Source organism: Spirochaetota bacterium (assembly GCA_040756435.1).
In the GTDB taxonomy this organism is placed as follows: domain Bacteria; phylum Spirochaetota; class UBA4802; order UBA4802; family UB4802; genus UBA4802.
The window spans coordinates 24128-44030 of record JBFLZD010000031.1 but is presented as its reverse complement, the minus strand read 5'-3'; the positions used below and the strand labels follow the sequence as shown (position 1 = coordinate 44030).

Here is a 19903-nt window from a genome sequence, read left to right as displayed (position 1 = left end):
CAAATATTTTATTTCATTAAAATATGAAATGCTAACAGACATGAACCTTATTATTTTTATTCTATTGTCCCTTATTATTATTTTTTAACCATATTCATTTCAGATAAATATATAATGCATTACTATCTTAAAAATATTGGATGTACACTGATCTAATCATTGATTTCATTTTCATTATATATTACAAATTCCTTTTCTGCAATTGTATTCCCTTTATCTACAATTATTATTTTATATGTACCTACTTGGTAATCTTCAATGTTACCATATATACAAGGTTTATTTTTATAAACGGTATCATAAAAAGAATAGATATCAATCCAAACATTCTCTTTCTTTAGTATAACCACTCCAATTTTTTTTTGCTTTGATACTTTTGTAAAGCAAAAAGCCCAATTTACTTTTTCATCCTGATTAAATTCACATAAGCCATCTTTAATTATGTACCTGTCATCATTGTTATTCTTAAATGCAAATGTACCTGTTTCTTTTGAACATGAAACTACAATTGCAAAACAAAATAATATTAGTATATATTTACTCAATTTTGTAATCATCTTTGTCAAGTTCTATCACTTTATTTTTTGTATCATGATAATTATACTCTTTCTTTTTATTTATATCATCTGATTGATTTATACTTGCTTTTATAATATATTTGATAACATGTATGACAAAATATAGTATAAAAAAGAAAAATATAATTTTTATGAGATTACCTATCATATTGACCTTATTGAGAAGTTTATTATTCAGAAAAAAATCATATATTCTACTGCAATTTCATAATGTTATTTGTCAACTTATAAATTTCAATAATGATTACTTATTCTCGTTGATAATTCGCACCATTTCACTAACCGCATTAGCCAATCCTGTGAAAATAGAACGTGAAATAATAGAATGTCCTATATTCAATTCTTCAAGTCCAGGCATTGTAAGAATTGGTGCAGTATTGATATAATTTAATCCATGTCCTGCATTTACTCTAATACCAATATTTGTTGCAATGGTAGCTGCATGAAAAAGTCTGCTTTTTTCTTTATCAATAGCATCTTTCACTTTTGCATTACAATATGTACCTGTGTGCAACTCAATGAAATCCGCACCAGATTCTTTTGAAAGGTTAACAGATTCTTCTTCAGGTTCTATAAACAGTGAAACTAAAATATTTTCTCTGTGAAATAAGGGTACTATCTCACAAATTCTTTTAAAATTTGTTTTTACATCAAGGCCACCTTCAGTAGTAATCTCCTGCCTTTTTTCAGGAACCAGTGTTATCTGGTCAGGTTTTACTTTGAGAGCAATTTCAATTATTTCATCAGATAATGCCATTTCAAGGTTAAATTTACCTTTAACTACTTTACGCAATGCAAAAACATCATGATCCTGTATATGTCTTCTATCTTCCCGTAAATGTACTGTTATGCCTGCTGCACCATGTTCTTCACAGATAATTGCCCCCTGTACTGGATCAGGTTCATTACCACCTCTTGCCTGACGTAATGTTGCTATATGATCAACATTAACACATAGTTGTACGTGTGACATTATAAAAAACCTCCAATATTACTATTCTTCATGAGATAAATATACTTCTGTTTCTAAAGGTTCATAGGTGAATATTTCAAAAGGTGATTTCACCTTTTTTTCAACAATAATTGGCAATTTTATAACTTCCTGGTCATTAGCATCAATTGCACCATTCACATAAGCAACAAGTACATTTTCATTTAATTCAATATTTGTAAAAGATTTTTTTATATACACCATTACTTTTTTATTTTTTAAAACATAATTAATATCATTGCGCTGGTTACGTATTTCAACAGGTATTGTTAAACTTACAAGATTAGTTACTGGAATAATTGGTATTGTAAGCCTTACCGTATCAGGAGAAACAATTATCTTTGAATATTCTTTTATATTAAGGTGTACTGGAACATGTAATGTTTGAATTTCTCTATCAATATTTAACGGATATGTCTTTAAACTATTTATGGTATCTACAATAACATCCGCACCAGTTATTTGAATTAACGGGGGTTCAATAATTACTATGCCTTTTTTATATTGTGGAGAAGGCTCACCAATTATTACAGGTTCTACTGGTACTACTTTATTTTTAATTTTACAAATTGTAAGCTCTAATTTTTCTTTTTCTAAAAAATACTCTATATTATTCAGTAATTCATTCGATTGCATCATAATCAAATATTCATGTTTTTTGCCTACAATTGGTCTGGATAAATCAACATACAATTTTATATTTGATACATTAATTGATTTTATATATTCCTTTTTCCCTCGAAAGGTGATTCGTATTTTTTGAATATCTTCCAATATTACTAGATTTTGCGGAAGATGTTTAATTTCAGGATAAATATGATATGTAATTTCTTCAATCTGACTATTCTGCAAATTAGCCCATAATATTACAGCAAGAAGAATTGACAATATTTTTGGCAATAGATTGTGCTGTTGGATTAATATTTTCATGTGTTGCAAAAAGGATATCATTTTACGTTATAAATCTCCTCTTTGCTTTTGGGATTCATATAAAATAATATCATATTCTTTAAATCAGTATATTTTATCTTTGATTGAAATTTACCATTAACCATAATAGAAATATTTCCTGTTTCCTCAGAAGTAACTATAACAAGCGCATCTGTTTCTTCAGCCATTCCCAATGCTGCCCTATGCCGTGCACCATGTTGTTTTTTCAATTGGCGTGAATCACTCAATGGCAAATAACAAGCTGCTGCTGCAATCTTTGCTTCTTTAATAATAATTGCTCCATCATGGAGTGGGGTGTTTGGGAAAAATATTGTACGGATTAATTCCTCGGTAATGCCTGCATTAACCACTACTCCTGACTCAATGTAACCACGAAGATCCGTCCCTCGTTCTATAACAATAAGCGAGCCAACCTTCTCTTCTGACATGGCAATAATTGCATTAACAAGTTCATCTAAAGGGAATGCATCGGTGTTCATTGATGTTGGCAACCAGGTCCGTTGGCCAAACTGTGTGATAATTCTGCGCAATTCAGGCTGAAAAAGTATGATTATCATAATCACAATGTATGACGTCAAATTTGTAATCAGCCAGTTTAACGTTTCCAGGCGCAATACTTTTGATAATACCGCGGCTATAAAAATGATAATCAGGCCTTTTAAAATCTGAATTGCCCGTGATCTGGATAAAAATGTATAAATCCAGTAAAAGATATAAGCTACGATCAATATATCTATAATGATTCTAAGATATTCCCAGCTTATTTTAATATAGTCCCAGGCTGTAGCTAAAAAGGGATTCATGAGTTTGCAACCTGATATAACATTTTTAAAGGTTTAATAATAAGTTTATGCTCCTTAACATCATGGACACGAATAATATCCGCACCATTATACAGGGCTATAGCATTTAATGCTATAGTTGCAGGCAATCTGTCTTCATTGGTATCATACAACCTGCCAATCAATGACTTTCGTGACAATCCAATTAAAACAGGATACCCTAACCTTTTAAAATTTTTAATATTATTAAGTATAACATAATTTTGTTCTAATGATTTACCAAACCCTATACCGGGATCTATTATAATTTTATCATCGGCAATATGTGCTTTTTTAGCAATCTCAATTGAGTTATATAGATATCGTGTAATTTCGGATAATAAATCATCATATTCTGTGTTTAATTGCATAGTCTGGGGAGTACCCTTTATATGCATAATAACACAATAGGCGTTGTACCGGGCGATAGTAACTGGCATATCAGGATCACCCTGTAATCCAGTTATATCATTTACCATAATTGCACCAAGTCTCAATGCTTGATCAGCAACCTTAGATTTTCGGGTGTCTATAGAAACCGGTATATTAAATTCATGTACAATTTTTTCAATTACAGGACACACCCTGTCAATTTCCTCTTCCAGTGTAACTTCTTCAGCACCGGGTCGTGTTGATTCCCCACCAATATCAACAATATCTACACCATCATTTATCATTTCCCTGACATGATATAATGCTGCATCAATTGAATTATATTTACCTCCATCGTAAAATGAATCAGGAGTAACATTAAGTATGCCCATAACAAGCGGTCCATTTTTAATATTAATATCTATCCTGTTCATAGTATGAGCATCACTGAAATAAAATTGTTATAACCCAGATCAACAGAATCGTACGAAAAAGCATAACCTATAGTACAATCACCTAATCCTATTGTGCATCCAGTTGTAAATAATGAATCATTTAAGCCCAAATAAACTGACATGCTTTTATAAACAAGTAATTCAAACCCTATATTATATTCGTATTCATCCTGTTCAATTTTTTTAATCCCTGAGAAAGCGATAGTAAAATTATTGGCTCTACTGACAATGGCTGAACTAATTTTAATTGAAGGTGAACCAAAATCATATTTATTCATAATATATTCATATTCTTTTGTTGGATAAAGGCCTGTACCAATATCCTGAATAACAAAACCAACCTTCAAAAATGGTATGACTTCAGTAATAACCCCAATATCCAACCCTGTCCCTGCGTAGGAAACATTTGCTATTGTTTCATATAACCCCTTGATTGTAAATCCAACAGCAGCATCACCAATATATGTTGCATATGAAAACATGCCAACATTAGCAGAATATGATGTAACTCCAGTTTTATTCCCACTCATATCATAGGTATCAATATCCGGTGATTTTATGGAATATAATCCCATACCTAAAGCATTCCCGCTAAATTTGTATGCAAAACCACCAAAACCTGCGTATCTATCCGCAGCAACCATTCCTCCTGATGCACCAATCTGCAACACATTAAAACTTGACTCATCCTGTGAAAAGGTCAAAAGGTCTTTTTCTGATATACTATCTATTTTACCCTGTTTTGCTTTCTGTTTAATTTCTTCAGGTGTTAAAGGCTGCTTCCCTTTAATATCAAGAAGCCCGGCTGGATTCCAGTATATTGCAAAAACATCATTAACAACCACTTCTGCAGCCTTACCCATCGCTATATAACGAGTACCTACCCATCCCGTTCTGGTAAAGCTTGCACGAGAGCCGGCATCATTGATTGCATAAATATATGCAGGAAATAACAGGAATAGTAACACACAAAGTTTCAATCGTATCATCATGAAAAAACCTTATTGGATCAATATTCGTATTATTTTTTTCTTATATTCGCCATCAGATCTTTCTAATTCTATCTTTATTATGTACATACCGGGTGCAACAACTTTACCCACATCATTTCGCCCATTCCATTTTAAATCCGTTGTTCCTGACAATACTTTAACCATATCACCATTAATATCATAAATAGTGCACTTAACACTCTGTGCATCTGAAACTTTTATAGTTAAAGTCCCATGTGTTTTTGGTATAAAAGGCACGGGATATGCATACACCTGGTTAAGGTCAATAGCATAACTTTTATAAGCTATCGCACATAGTGATAACAGGACTATCAATATTGAAAAACATTTTGATATACGCATACACATATCCTTTTTATATTAAAAACATAAGGGAACTTCTAAAAACTGTTTTTCAGGTTGTTCCCTTATGGGCACAATACATAGGATAAAACTGCTTTCTATTATATAAATAAATTTGGAAGAAAGCAGTTTTTTTAAGGTGCCCATAATTTATCATGAACTACCGGGCAGTATTCGTCAATTAATATATTTATATAGTATTAAAAAATTAAATTATTCCAGCACTTTATGTGCTTCATCTACACATAAATCAATGAGAGTTTTATAATCATCAATTGATTTTTTAGTATTACAATGGATTGCACTATATAATAAAAATTCAATATTGCCTTTAGGTCCTTTGATGGGGGAATATGTTAATCCAAGTATTTTTATATTCATTGTTTGAAGTTCTTGAAGAACCCTGAAAAGTATATCCTTATGATATTGGAGCATTTTTACCACCCCTTTTTTATGTTGAAAGCTTTCAGCTTCAAATTGTGGTTTTATCAGAAGAATAGCATCAATTTCATAATCAAATATAGTTATCATTGTTTGCATAACTTTAATTATTGAAATAAATGAAAGATCAGCTGTTATCAAATTTATATGCTCATCAAAATCTTCTTTTGTTAAATAGCGTGCATTTCTGCGTTCCATAACAATAACCTTTGGATTGATTCGCAGGCTATAATCCAGTTGCCCATATCCCACGTCCACCGCATAAACTTTTTCTGCTCCATATTGTAAAAGGCAATCAACAAATCCCCCGGTAGACGAGCCCAAATCCAGTACAATTTTTCCTGTTACATCGATGTTAAAACAATCTAAAGCTTTCTTTAATTTTTCACCACCGCGGCTTACAAATTTCTGAGACAATTCACGAACAGTGATAACATCATGTTCTTTTACTATAAATGACGGTTTATAAATTACCTGGTTATTCACTGTAACATAACCAGCAACAATTAAGTTTTTGGCTTTTTCTCGTGAAGTGCAAATATTATTTTGAAGAAGATATTGATCTAAGCGGTTTTTTGGCATGAGTATTTTTCTCTGTATTGATCATGCTGATAATTTTTTGTGTTATTGTTTCTGAATCCATCTGGTAATATCGTAATAGTTCAGAAACTTTGCCATGTGTTATAAAACTATCAGGAAATGCAATATTAAAAAGATTTTTATGCCGTATAGACCGGTCAATCTGTGAATTTATGTATTCAGCAATGCCACCATTTGCATAGCTATTTTCCAGAACAATATAGTAAGGTATACTATTCATTATAAATTCAATTTGCTTTAACGGTAATGGTTTTATTGATAAAATGCTGTAAACTGATGATTTAATATTATAGGCATGCAATTTTTTATGAATTTCAATCGCTGTAGATACCATATCTCCAGCAGCAAATAATGCAATCATGGGGCGCTGGCTTTTATAGTATGCTTTTAATTGCGGAATTTTCAATAACCCTTTTTGCACCGAATGTTCATATTTGTCATCACCACCTCTTGGATACCGTATAGCAATGGGTCCCTTGTTATAACTGGCAGCATAGTATATCATATCCTTAAGCTCATTACCATTGGTAGGCGATAACAAAACAAAATTTGGTATTGACCTGATAATGCCAATATCAAACAGCCCATGATGTGTCTCACCATCATCCCCAACTATACCTGCCCTGTCTATCAATAGTTTAACAGGCAAATTCATAAGCGCAACATCATGAATAATCTGATCAACAGCTCTCTGCATGAACGTTGAATATATTGATACAAAAGGTTTCAATCCATTTTTAGCCAGTGCTGATGCCAGTGTTACAGCATGCTGTTCACATATACCAACGTCTATAAATCGGTTGGGGAATTTTTCTTCAAATTCGGCTAAACCAGTTCCTAGCTTCATTGCAGCGGTAATGGCAAAGACTTTTTTATCATGTTTAGCTATATCAACCAGGGATCTGCCAGCTATCTCCGAATAACTTATAGATGATTTCTTGACTGGTTTTCCAGTTTTTATATCAAATGGGCCTATCCCATGAAATTTAGCGGGATTATTTTCTGCATGCACATATCCTTTGCCCTTCTTTGTATATACATGAATAATTTTTGGGCCTTTGTTGAGCTTAGAAATCCTGTTAAACATCTCTATCATCATGGGTATGTTATGACCATCAATTGGTCCAAAATACCGTATACCTAAGTCTTCAAAAAAACTACTGGGAATAAAAATCCCTTTTATACGTGCTTCAATACGATCAAATAAGGTAAAAAGTTTTGGGCCAATCTTTGGAATTCTGCTTATAAATTCGTATGATTTTCTTCGTAATTTATTGTATGTGCCACCAGTAATGAGGCGCATCAGATATTCCGAAAGAGCACCAACATTTTTTGAAATTGAATGTTCATTATCATTTAATATAATTATAATATCTTTTTTAAGATGGCCAATATGGTTCAATGCCTCAAATGACATCCCACCCGTCATTGAACCGTCACCAATAACTGCTACTATATTATATTTTGAATTATTTACATCACGTGCAATTGCTTCACCCAATGCCAGTGAAAGACTTGTACTGCTATGTCCTGTATTGTAGTGATCGTGTGGCGACTCCGAAACTTTGGGAAAACCGCTTATTCCATTGAAGGTTCGTAATGTATGAAATTGTTGATTTCTGCCTGTTAAAATTTTATGTGCATAACACTGATGACCCACATCCCATATTATTCTATCCTGTGGTGAATCAAAAACATAGTGCAATGCAATTGTCAGTTCAACAACACCTAACGATGAAGCTAAATGACCGCCATTTTTTGAAACAACCTCAAGAATACGTTGTCGTACTTCATCCGCCAGAGCTGAAAGTTCTTTTACTGACAAATTTTTTATGTCCTGTGGTCCGTATATATCGCTTAGCATAATAATCTTTTATGAATGATAGTTATATAAAATATACCACACCATTCTGAATAATATAAGTAAAATTTAATTTGTAAATGTCAAGAATTACCTGGCGATAGTTCATATGATTTAACTATACGTGTAACTGATACAGCTCTTCCCTGTTTATTGCAGGTTACAAGCACTGCATTTAATTTGGGATCATTCTGCGCAACTTTGAACTTTATCCTGGTGTGATATATGAAATTATGTATTGAGGATTCTTTATCCATGCCAATAACAGAATCAAAGGGACCTGTCATGCCAACATCTGTTATATATGCAGTCCCTTTTGGAAGTATTGTTTCATCAGCAGTCTGGACATGCGTGTGTGTGCCACACACAGCAGATGCCCTGCCATCAGCAAACCATCCAAAAGCCTTTTTTTCAGAGGTTGCTTCGGCATGGAAATCTACAATGATTATATGTGATTGGGAACTGATTTCGTCATAGAGAGTATTAAACGCAATAAACGGACAATCTACAGGTTCCATATTGATTCTGCCAATTAAACTTACTATAGCTATATTGAAATCATTTATTTTTAGTATGGTAAATCCTTTTCCCGGTACACCAGGTGGATAATTTGCAGGACGTAAAATAGAGTTGTTTGATTCAAGAAGTTTTATTATGGTTCGGTTATTAAAAATATGATTTCCTGTTGTCAGCACATTGATGCCATATAAAAAAAGTTCCTGTGCAATCTCAGGCGTTATAGACATGCCTCCGGCAGCATTCTCACAATTTGCAATTACACAATGTACTGAGTATTCTTTGCAAATTTCACTGAGGTGATCCCTAATTATTGTGCGTCCAGGCCTCCCAACAATGTCACCTATAAGTAGTATATTTATTGTATCCATACTATTCTTTATGGTAATCGATGGTGTCCCAAAAGGCATCTCTTTGCAATGACTTTTGCCCTTCTGTCATTGCGAGGAACGAAGTGACGAAGCAATCCCATAGTTGCAAGCGCCGCATATGCATGGCAATCTCATCTTCTGCGGCATTGAGATTGCTTAACTTCGACATGCTCAGTGCAAGCGCTTCGACAAGAGGTTACTGAGCTTGTCGAAGCACTCAGCAAAGGCGCTACGCTCGCAATGACATTGCACTCACGTCATTGCGAGCCCCACTGTTTGTTTTTGGGACACCCTCGATTGATTTTATACTTATCGAGCATAATCTACTATTCGTGTTTCCCGTATAACGGTAACTCGTACAATTCCGGGATATTTTAATTCAGATTCAATTTTTGAAGCAATATCCCGAGCCAGAACAGTAGCTTCTTCATCGGTAACCTGTTCATTGGAAACCATTACCCTGATTTCCCTACCTGCTTGTATTGCATAGCATTTTTCAACACCCTTGAATCCATATGCAATGTTCTCAAGGTTTTCAAGCCTCTTGAGATATGTATCCAGTGATTCACGGCGTGCTCCAGGACGAGAAGCAGAAATGGCATCAGCTACCTGTACCAATATGGCTTCAAATGATTCAGGCTCCTTATCATTGTGATGAGAAGCAATTATATTGACAACCACATCATTTTCACCAAATTTTTTAGCAAGCTCCGCACCAACAATGGCATGAGCACCTTCACCTTCTACAATGCTTCCCTTACCTATATCGTGCAATAACCCTGCCCGTTTTGCCGTTGCAACATCAAGCTTTAACTCGCCTGCCATAATTGCTGCTAAATTGGCAACTTCTTTGCTGTGTGAAAGCACATTCTGCCCATAACTTGATCGGTATTTCAGTTTCCCTACGTGATACAATGCATCTTTTGATAATCCTGGAATACCTAATTCAAAGGCAGCACGCTCACCTTCTTCCAGCATGTTTTCTTCCAATTCATTTTTGACCTTTTCTACCACTTCTTCAATACGTGCTGGATGGATACGCCCATTTTCAATTAATCGCTCAAGCGAAAGCCGTGCAATCTCACGTCGAATTGGGTCAAAACCAGAAATCACCACAACTTCAGGCGTATCATCAATAATCATATCAACACCTGTAAGATTCTCAAGTGTACGGATATTTCTGCCTTCACGCCCAATAATCCTTCCCTTCATATCATCAGATGGGAGTGACACAGTGGTGATAGTACTTTCCTGGGTATAATCTGATGCACTTCGTTGTAGTGCAGCTAACACTATTTCTTTTGCTTTTTTATCAGCTGTTCTACGCGCTTCTTCTTCAACTTTGTTGATTAATTTTATTGCCTCAAATCTAACTTCATTTTCAAGATTTTTAAGTAGCAGCTGTTTTGCTTCTTCACGGCTTAATCCAGAAATACGCTCTAACTCCTGCTTGTGTTTTTCCAGGTGTTTATTCAATTCCTGCTCTTTTTCTAAATTTTCTTTTTCCTTAATTTGAATTAATTTTTCCTGTTTTTCCAGTTGCTGGATTTTATTGTCGATCATTTCTTCTTTTTGAAGAATTTTTCTTTCAATATTTTGTAACTCAATCCTCCTTTCACGCATTTCTTTTTCAAACTGATTTCTTTCTTTTAGAAGCTGGTCTTTTGCTTCCAGCAGAAGTTCCTTTCGTTTAGCTTCTGCTTCTCTGACAGCATCCTGAATAATTTTTCTTGACTGCGCTTCAGCAGTGTTAAGCTTAATCTTCCCTATGTATGCTCTGAACAAATAGCCTAACAGTGCCGCTATAGGCAGAGCAACAATCAGGAGGATAGTAATTATGTTCATAGTAATCCTCCTTACCTGATGTTTAACTGCAATTACGTATGCTACGGATGTAGCCTCAGGACAGGTTATTTAGAATGGAATTTTTCCTTAAGCTTTGAGCTAACAAACTGTGGGACCAGTCTGGAAATATCACCACCATAGCTGGCAACTTCTTTGACCATCTTGGATGAAACAAATGAAAATTCACTCTTAGACATTAAAAAGATAGTCTCTACTGAAGGTGCCAATTCCTTATTCATTAATGCTATGGCATATTCATATTCAAAATCAACTATCGCCCGCAATCCTCTAACAATAAAATTAATATTGTTCTTCTTGCAATACTCAGCAAGTAGGCCATCAAAGCTTGTTATTTCAACTTTAGATATATCCTTGCAACATTCCTGCAGCATTGCAAGTCGTTCTTCAACTGCAAAAAGAGGAAATTTTTCGCTATTGCGAGCAATGGCAACTATAAGTTTATCAAACAACTGTGTTGCTCTTTTAATTATATCCAGGTGTCCACACGTTAAAGGATCAAAAGATCCCGGATAAATTCCAATTTGCATATAATGCTAACCTATCCTGATCGGTTCTACAAAAATAATCTTATATTTACATTTTGTCAACATTTATTCACATTTCAATATTTTTTTCTACCAAACAAAACACTCCTCCCGGTAACTATCACCCCCATTAATAATAGGTTGTACTGGCAAAGCTTTAAAATAGGAGACAGCTCCAAAAAAACGCTTTTTCCAGTATGGATTATTGATGGAATCATAGCGTACATATTTCCCGCTGCTGGGAGCATGGACAAATGTATCATTCCCAACATAAATGCCAACATGTGATATTGTATTCATGTTAATCCTGAAAAAGAGAAGATCGCCAGGCTGGGCCATTTTATACGGTATTTTTTGCCCTTTTGTATATTGTTGTGCTGTACTCCGTGGTATGTGAATACCATTTTTATTATACACATAAAACACGTAACCCGAACAATCAAAACCCAACGGTGTTGTGCCACCATGCCTGTAGGGTGTGCCAATATATTGTGTTGCTGTATTGATGATTTGTTTTCTTTTTAAAGGGATGTTCCTGTATTGCCACTGTGAAGGCACACATGATATTAATGTCATGATCACTATAGACAGTATAATACAATAATTTTTTTTACTCATAGTATTAGCATCGACAAAGCTTACTATAATATTTATATTGACAATATACACACCACTACTTTGGATAGTGTAATACATATATAAGAAAATTAATACAAACGAGGTGTAATATGATTCAGCCATTACGTAAAGATAGTACCAGTATTCTTGAATATGATGCAAATATTCCCTATAAGGTAAAGGATATTTCACTGGCAGATTTAGGAAGGAAGGAGTTACAGTTAGCTGAAAATGAAATGCCGGGACTCATGGCATTACGCAAGAAATATGGAAGCCAGAAACCATTACAAGGCATGCGAATCAGTGGCAGCCTTCACATGACCATTCAGACAGCAATGCTCATTGAAACACTTCATCACCTTGGAGCAGATATTCGCTGGGCATCGTGTAATATTTTTTCTACCCAGGACCATGCGGCTGCTGCCATAGCTAAAGCGGGAACTGCTGCTGTCTTTGCATGGAAAGGCGAAACACTTGAAGAATACTGGTGGTGCACTGAACAGGCCCTTATATGGCCTGACGGAAGCGGACCTGACCTTATTGTTGATGATGGTGGTGATGCAACATTATTTGTTCATATGGGCGTTAAAGCTGAAAAGGACCCATCAATACTGGATCAAGTATATGACAGTAAAGATATGCAATGTCTTATAGATAGATTACGATTGTCGGTGGCAACCAATCCAAAACGATGGACTACTATTGCATCAAAGATCAGAGGTGTTTCGGAAGAAACAACCACCGGCGTTCATAGGTTGTATCAGCTTGAGAAAACTGGCGAACTTTTGTTTCCAGCTATTAATGTTAACGATTCGGTTACAAAATCTAAATTTGATAATCTCTATGGATGCAGGGAATCTTTAGCAGACGGGATTAAACGAGCAACCGGTGTTATGGTTGCAGGTAAAGTTGTTGTAGTATGCGGTTATGGTGATGTTGGCAAAGGCTGTGCACAATCTATGCGGGGGTTTGGAGCACGGGTGATAGTTACTGAGATTGATCCAATCTGTGCGCTGCAGGCTGTAATGGAAGGGTATGAAGTAAAAACACTGGAAGATGTTGTTGAAATTGGTGATATCTTTGTAACTGCGACAGGCTGCTGTGATGTCATTCGCGGTGAGCATATGGAACGGATGAAAGATGAGGCGATAGTGTGTAACATTGGTCATTTTGACAGTGAAATTGAAATGAGCTATCTGGAAAATAATAAAAAATGCAAAAGAATAAATATTAAGCCTCAGGTTGATAAATGGATACTGGAATCGGGAAGGTCAATTATTGTACTTTCAGAAGGAAGGCTTGTCAACCTGGGTAATGCTAACGGACATCCAAGCTTTGTTATGAGCACAAGTTTTACAAATCAAACCCTTGCACAAATTGAACTGGCAACAAAGAAGCTTGAAAAGAAAGTATATACACTGCCAAAAAAATTAGATGAAGAAGTTGCACGATTGCACTTAGGAAGATTGGGAGTAAAATTAACACGGCTAACACCAAAACAGGCTGCCTATCTGGGCATAGAAGTTGATGGCCCATATAAACCTGACCATTACAGGTATTAATAGATTGCATTGTTGCTTTATGTTTCGTAATGAAGGATTTGCTCATACATCATATCAAGCTAAGCAAATCAATCTCATTATGTAAGAGAAGTTACCACAGGGCCGTCATAATTTTACCGCATGGCGGCCTTGTTTATTTTTTAAGTACATGATATTGAAAAAAATTAAAAATCGCCGCCCCAATATTTTGCATAAAGTATTCTTACGTACATCCAGTCCACTATAACGCACACTGTTTGCATCAGATAATTCTAAGAGACCATATCATTGATATTTGGTGTGAACAGTCATCCATGGTTATGATTGAATTCCTTAAATACCGAATTTGATGGTTTTTGTTGTTTTATCTTGAGGCAATTAAACGTCATATTATTTGTTTAAAAATTAATTTTTTTAAAAAAAAGAGGTGTCTTTTGGGACACCCCCTCTTTGCAATAGCTTTGCACACGCATCATTACAAGGAACGAAGTGACAAAGCAATCCCATAGTTGCGAGCGCCGCAGGCGCCTGGCAATCTCATCTTCTGCGGCATTGAGATTGTTTCCTTTCGACAAGCTCAGAACAAGCGCTACAGCTCGCAATGACATTGCACCCGCGTCATTGCGAGCCCCACGGTTTGTTTTGAGACGGCCTCTTCAGTATATTGCTCATTTTTCAGTCAATATCTTTTGGATACATTGACTCAATTTCTTTTGCATACTTTTGTTCAATAACCCGGCGTTTTACTTTTAATGTTGGAGTAAGTTCACCGCTTGCCTGGCTCCATTCAGCTTCTAACAGTTTAAATTTTCTTATTTGCTCAACACGTGAAAATTGCTTTGTATATTTCTGGATTTCCTGAGCAATTAATTCATTCACCCTATCATTTTCAATGAGTTCTTTATTATTTGAAAATTCAATGCCTTGTTTTTTAGCCCATTTGCCAAGCTCCTCAAAAGATGGGATAACAAGAGCCGATAGATATTTTCGTCTATCCCCAATTACTGCTACCTGCTCAATATACTTTGATTCTTTCAGGCTATTTTCAATATTTTGTGGGGAAATGTTCTTACCACCTGCTGTCACAATGATATCTTTAATCCTGCCGGTTATATATAATCTTCCTTTTTCATCAATGACACCAATATCACCTGTTTTAAAAAAACCATCCTTAGTGAAGACTTCTTTTGTAGCTTTTGGATTTTTATAATACCCCTTCATTACCTGTGGGCCTTTTATTAAAATTTCCCCATCATCTGCAATTTTAATAATTGTATCCTTTAAAGCTGGTCCAACTGATCCTGGCTGAATCATACCTGGCCTGTTTACGTTAGTTACTGGAGTTGTTTCAGTAAGGCCAAATCCCTCAAGAATAACTATTCCCATCCCAAGGAAAAATTCTGCATCCGAAACTGCTAACGGGCCACCACCTGATACAGCTATTCGTATCCTGTCAAATCCTAATGCAGCTTTCAATTTAGACCAGATAAGTTTATCAGCCAACCGTACCTGAAAACCCAATAGCCCTTTTGGCTTTTTATCCTGGCAAACATAAGGTGTGTTCTTCTTTGCAACATATAATGACCAGTTAAATAATGCTTTTTTTATTCCCTTAACATCAGCAGCACGGGCAAGAATTCCTGCATGGATTTTTTCATATAATCGGGGGACACTCACTATGAAATTTGGTCTAATTTCAGCCAAATTTTGAGGTACTGTTGAAAAATCTTCAGCATAAGCTATTTTTGCACCACCGGCAATAGCCAGATAGTACCCAGCAGTTCTCTCAAGTGAATGTGATAATGGTAAGAAAGATAAACAAACATCTTTATACGTTACATAATCACTAAAATCATACAGTATTTGATTAACATTAGCTACAAAATTTCCATGGGTTAGCATTACTCCTTTAGGATTCCCGGTAGTTCCTGATGTATAAATAATTGTAGCCAGATCATCTTTCCTTATAGATTTTATCCTTTTTTCAAATTCCTGTTTATTCTTATATGTTTTTCCTTTTTCAATAGCCTGAGCAAGTGTTATTACTCCTGGTTTTTTACCTTTTATCTCATCAAATACAATAATCTGTTTTACTTTAGGTAATCTTTTTTTTACTTTTAAAATCCTCTCTAAATGATCCTCAGTCCCAACAATACACAGCACACTATCTGAATTATCAATGATATAATATGCTTCTTCGGATGAGTTGGTTGCATAAATGGGAACATTAACAGCACCAATTGACAAAATTGCCATATCTGCAACAAACCATTCATACCGGTTGGGAGAAAAAAGTGCAATTTTAGCACCCTTCTTTATACCTAATGAAAGAAGATAATATGCAAAATTTCGTATAAGTTGATCCATTTGATTCCAGGATAGATCAACATATACTCCATCCTTCTTGTAAGAAACACATCCTTGATCACCTAAATTTTTGACCTGCTTTTGAAATATTGCAGGCATAGACGATTCTGAATACTGAATCATAAGATCCTCCGTATAGATAATATTTAATATACAATAATATGTATTTTTATCAATTTTATTATATGTGAATACAATATTTATTATGTCAACATATATTCAATATTTTTTTATGGATCTAAATCAGCAATAATTCCTTAATAAATTTCATAATGAATATAGTGTACACCCCCACCGCCGAAGGCGCCGGGGGTGTACACTATTTTATTCAAATTTCCACATTTAGGAATAATTAGTGGATCTAAATTATTTTTTAACTATGAGGAATTTCAAGTACTATAATTGCTGAATAATAGTAACCATTGAAGAAATTTTTTTACTTAGTATATATTATGATAGAAAATTTCTATCTATCTTTCTTGTTTGTTATATTACGTTTTTTTTATAAAATGGCAATAATATAATAACTTCTGTTCCCACACCTCTTGTGCTTTCTATTTCTATTTCTCCATCGTAACTCTTTATAATTGAATACGAAATTGATAGCCCCAACCCTGTACCTTCTTTAGGTTTTGTAGTAAAAAAAGGTTCAAATAATAAATGTTTATTTTCTTCATGAATCCCTATTCCAGTATCCTTTACCGATAATCGAGCAAATATGTTTTCTCCTCTCTGCTCAGGGGATATATCAATATGTATACTACCCTCACCTTTTTCAACAACTGCATCCTCTGCATTTGTAAGAATATTCATAATTACCTGAATTAACCGTGTTAAAGGCATTTTTACATATATTTTTTGTTTTGGTACATTGATAGTAATAGGTATACCTTTTTTTTGAATATTTTTGGTAAGTATTTTTAATGGATATGTCCGGAATATCTCATTGAGATTTATTATATCATCATTCAATGCTGCAGGTTTAGCATAATCTTTAAGTTGTTTAACAATATTACTTATACGCTGTATTTCTTCAAGTAAAGACCTGATAATATCTTTAATTTCCTGATCATAATCCCCTTGATCAAGTTTTTGGTCCAATTCAGAGATATCCAATTGCATAATTGATAAAGGATTATTAATTTCATGAGCAACCCCTGCTATTATTCTACCTATAGCAACCAATTTCTCATATCTATCAAGAGCCTCCTTCATTTTTACCTGTTCAGCTATGGAAGTTATTTTTTCAAATGCAATTGCAATTAAATTTGATACACTGGTTAAAATAGTAATAATGATATTATTTATAAATTTAACTTCTTTATTGAAAGCTACAAGAATAATCATTTTAAGATCTTTCCCAATAAAAATTGGTGTAAAAATTATATTTTTAAATCTCATAACATTACTAAACAATAATTGATCTTCATCGTTTAATTCTATTGTGGGGTTGGTTATAAACATCATGGTTTTGCTTTTTGTTAATTTCTGAATGATAAAAGAAGTTTTATAACTTATTTCTGTATTAGTAATTATATGTTCATTATTGATATACTTATGACTTATATACCTATCGATGGAAAATACTAGAATTTCTAAATAATCTGGATTTAATATGCTATTTATAAATGAATGAATTTGTAATAATAAATTATCTATGTCCTCAATACGAACAACACTTGCAGTAAACTTAGTTAATGAATTTACTAATTCAATAATCTGATGGGATTGCTGTACAATCTCATTTTCAATTTTTTTCTGATGAGTAATATCACGAATAAATGCAAAATTACCTAAATAATTACCTAAAATGTCATATAGTTTTGACATTGATACTATTACATTCTTTTCCTGATTATCTGCAGTTATTATAATAGCTTCAAAATCCCGTAACATATCCGGAGAAGAATTTGTAAGATCTTCCATATTTTGTTTGTTCACAGGCTTTATATATGAGCTAAACATTTCGCCTTTGACATTTTGACCAGTACGCTCAATTAAATGTAAAAAAGCATTATTATAATCAATAATCTCCCCAAATTCATTTATAACCACAAAACCCAATGTAACCGTTTCAATTATTCTTCTGTTATAATTTCGTTCATTCTCAATAATTTTATGGAGGCGGGTAATATCGGTGATATCTTTCACAAAGCCATAATAGTGTTCATTCTCACTTTCAGATGTAGATAAGTAATTCAAACTTATTATATAATTTTTAAATCCGTTGTTTGTACTGCTCACCTCCGTTATTTGTGATATGTGCGACTTTTTAAGATAATTTATCTTTTTTTCAAATTCTCTTTTATATGTAGGGTCAAAAAGCTCGGCTAATGTTACTGTAGCAAAGCTATCCGGAGTTATATGAAACATTTTTTGGAAGGAAGGATTACAATCTATTATTTTTTGATTTTTATCAATAACAAAAAAACCATCAATTGTATTATCAATTATACTTTGAAAATAATTTTTTTCAATAGCTATCTTGTTTTCTAATTTTTTTAGATCAGTAATATCACTTGCAATAAAAACAAATATCGTTTCATTACTTAATGATTGAATGGGATAAATAAATACTTTAAAATAAATTTCATTATTACCTATCGTAATCTTTATTTCTTTATTGTCTGAAGATTGATATACATCATCTTTTGAATAGTTCATTAATCGTAATATATTATTTTCTTCTTTATAATTCTCACCAAAATATTTTATAAACGTATCATTGGCATATAATATTTCTCCATTTTCATTTGCAAAGCATACCAAATTTCTTGACCTGTTTATTGCATTTTGAAACAATACCAATGTATTCTGCTTCTCAACTATTTCTTCAAGATTTCTCATTATAGAAATTTTATAAACATTGCCATCAAAATCTACAAATGGGGAGTTTATAACATCGTAATATTGATTATTTTTGTTCAATTTAACTTCATATCGAATGGTATTACCATCCAGTACTAAACTTAATTTACAATCAGGACAATAATCATTTTCACCAGCAAACACTTCATAGCAATATTGCCCTCTGATATCGCCAAATAACTTTTTAATTGCTTTGTTAGCAAAAACTATTAAACCTTTTTTATCAGTAATGTGGATTAGATCATCAAGAAGGTCAAAAGCAGAAAAAAAGGGGGCTGATGAAAACTTTACATTGTCTTCGTTTTTTTGAGTAAGATCTGAATATTTTAACTGTTGTATTTGTTTATTTTTTATTTGTAATAATATTCGATTCTTATTTATACGGCTGATATGTAATTCAAACGTATCTGTTACTATTTTGTTTTCCTGTACTTTATTGTTTAAAACCTTATAAACTTCTTCTTGTTGAAATTTGTTTAATAGAAAAATATCAAAAATATTTCTATTTTTTTTTAAATTCTCAGTGTGTAATAATAATTTACTATTGTGCAAAATAGATAGATTGGCATATTTTATTCTGCCAGAATTATCGCTGACAATTATTGGAGTCTCAATCATATCAAGATATTTATACTGATTGAACATTTTAGTAACAATTTGTATAATTTGGATTAAACTATATTTTATTCCATGAAGATTTTATACATACTACCAATAATAGAATAATAAACAAATATTTCTATAGTTACTACTATGGCTTAATAATACAATATTAGTACCTAATTGTCAAGATATAACCATATAAAC

16 protein-coding genes are annotated in these 19903 nt (G+C 33.4%); 1 reads left to right on the top strand and 15 read right to left on the bottom strand.

Annotated features, from left to right (window positions below):
* Positions 1–152: 152 nt before the first annotated feature.
* The 13 genes from AB1444_10040 to AB1444_09980 form a co-directional block, all read right to left on the bottom strand.
* A complete protein-coding gene (locus AB1444_10040; protein ID MEW6526995.1) occupies positions 153–566 on the bottom strand; it encodes a hypothetical protein in 414 nt (137 codons plus the stop codon).
* A 256-nt stretch (positions 567–822) separates the two neighbouring features.
* Positions 823–1551 carry a pyridoxine 5'-phosphate synthase gene (locus tag AB1444_10035; GenBank protein ID MEW6526994.1) on the bottom strand — a complete coding sequence of 243 codons (729 nt, stop codon included), beginning with the start codon at positions 1549–1551 and terminating at the stop codon, positions 823–825.
* Positions 1552–1572: 21 nt separating this feature from the next.
* Positions 1573–2520, bottom strand: coding sequence for a CdaR family protein (locus AB1444_10030; GenBank protein MEW6526993.1), 948 nt, complete (start codon positions 2518–2520; stop codon positions 1573–1575).
* Positions 2517–3323, bottom strand: a complete 807-nt coding sequence (gene cdaA / locus AB1444_10025) for a diadenylate cyclase CdaA (protein MEW6526992.1) — start codon at positions 3321–3323, stop codon at positions 2517–2519. The genes AB1444_10030 and cdaA overlap by 4 nt, the downstream gene beginning before the upstream one ends.
* Complete coding sequence (gene folP / locus AB1444_10020) at positions 3320–4147, bottom strand: dihydropteroate synthase (GenBank protein ID MEW6526991.1); 828 nt, start codon at positions 4145–4147, stop codon at positions 3320–3322. Before folP ends, cdaA begins: the two co-directional genes overlap by 4 nt.
* Positions 4144–5160 (bottom strand): hypothetical protein, encoded by a 1017-nt coding sequence (locus tag AB1444_10015; GenBank protein ID MEW6526990.1) that lies wholly within the window; start codon positions 5158–5160, stop codon positions 4144–4146. Before AB1444_10015 ends, folP begins: the two co-directional genes overlap by 4 nt.
* A 9-nt stretch (positions 5161–5169) precedes the next feature.
* A complete protein-coding gene (locus AB1444_10010; protein MEW6526989.1) occupies positions 5170–5523 on the bottom strand; it encodes a T9SS type A sorting domain-containing protein in 354 nt (117 codons plus the stop codon).
* Positions 5524–5736: 213 nt separating this feature from the next.
* Entirely contained in the window at positions 5737–6546 is an 810-nt protein-coding gene (locus AB1444_10005; protein MEW6526988.1) for a TlyA family RNA methyltransferase, read from the bottom strand.
* Positions 6506–8428: a 1-deoxy-D-xylulose-5-phosphate synthase gene (dxs, locus tag AB1444_10000; GenBank protein ID MEW6526987.1), complete on the bottom strand. Its 1923-nt coding sequence runs from the start codon at positions 8426–8428 to the stop codon at positions 6506–6508. Before dxs ends, AB1444_10005 begins: the two co-directional genes overlap by 41 nt.
* An 80-nt stretch (positions 8429–8508) precedes the next feature.
* Complete coding sequence (locus AB1444_09995) at positions 8509–9303, bottom strand: TIGR00282 family metallophosphoesterase (GenBank protein ID MEW6526986.1); 795 nt, start codon at positions 9301–9303, stop codon at positions 8509–8511.
* Positions 9304–9621: 318 nt separating this feature from the next.
* Positions 9622–11157: a ribonuclease Y gene (gene rny, locus AB1444_09990; GenBank protein ID MEW6526985.1), complete on the bottom strand. Its 1536-nt coding sequence runs from the start codon at positions 11155–11157 to the stop codon at positions 9622–9624.
* Positions 11158–11222: 65 nt separating this feature from the next.
* Entirely contained in the window at positions 11223–11705 is a 483-nt protein-coding gene (gene coaD, locus AB1444_09985) for a pantetheine-phosphate adenylyltransferase (GenBank protein MEW6526984.1), read from the bottom strand.
* 87 nt (positions 11706–11792) lie between these two features.
* Entirely contained in the window at positions 11793–12320 is a 528-nt protein-coding gene (locus AB1444_09980; GenBank protein ID MEW6526983.1) for a C40 family peptidase, read from the bottom strand.
* Positions 12321–12430: 110 nt separating this feature from the next.
* On the opposite strand from AB1444_09980, the gene ahcY reads away from it, so the two are divergent.
* A complete protein-coding gene (gene ahcY, locus AB1444_09975; protein MEW6526982.1) occupies positions 12431–13882 on the top strand; it encodes an adenosylhomocysteinase in 1452 nt (483 codons plus the stop codon).
* Positions 13883–14536: 654 nt separating this feature from the next.
* Here ahcY and AB1444_09970 read toward each other — a convergent pair.
* Positions 14537–16351 (bottom strand): long-chain fatty acid--CoA ligase, encoded by a 1815-nt coding sequence (locus AB1444_09970; GenBank protein ID MEW6526981.1) that lies wholly within the window; start codon positions 16349–16351, stop codon positions 14537–14539.
* 363 nt (positions 16352–16714) lie between these two features.
* Positions 16715–19714 (bottom strand): PAS domain-containing protein, encoded by a 3000-nt coding sequence (locus AB1444_09965; protein ID MEW6526980.1) that lies wholly within the window; start codon positions 19712–19714, stop codon positions 16715–16717.
* Positions 19715–19903 lie beyond the last annotated feature (189 nt).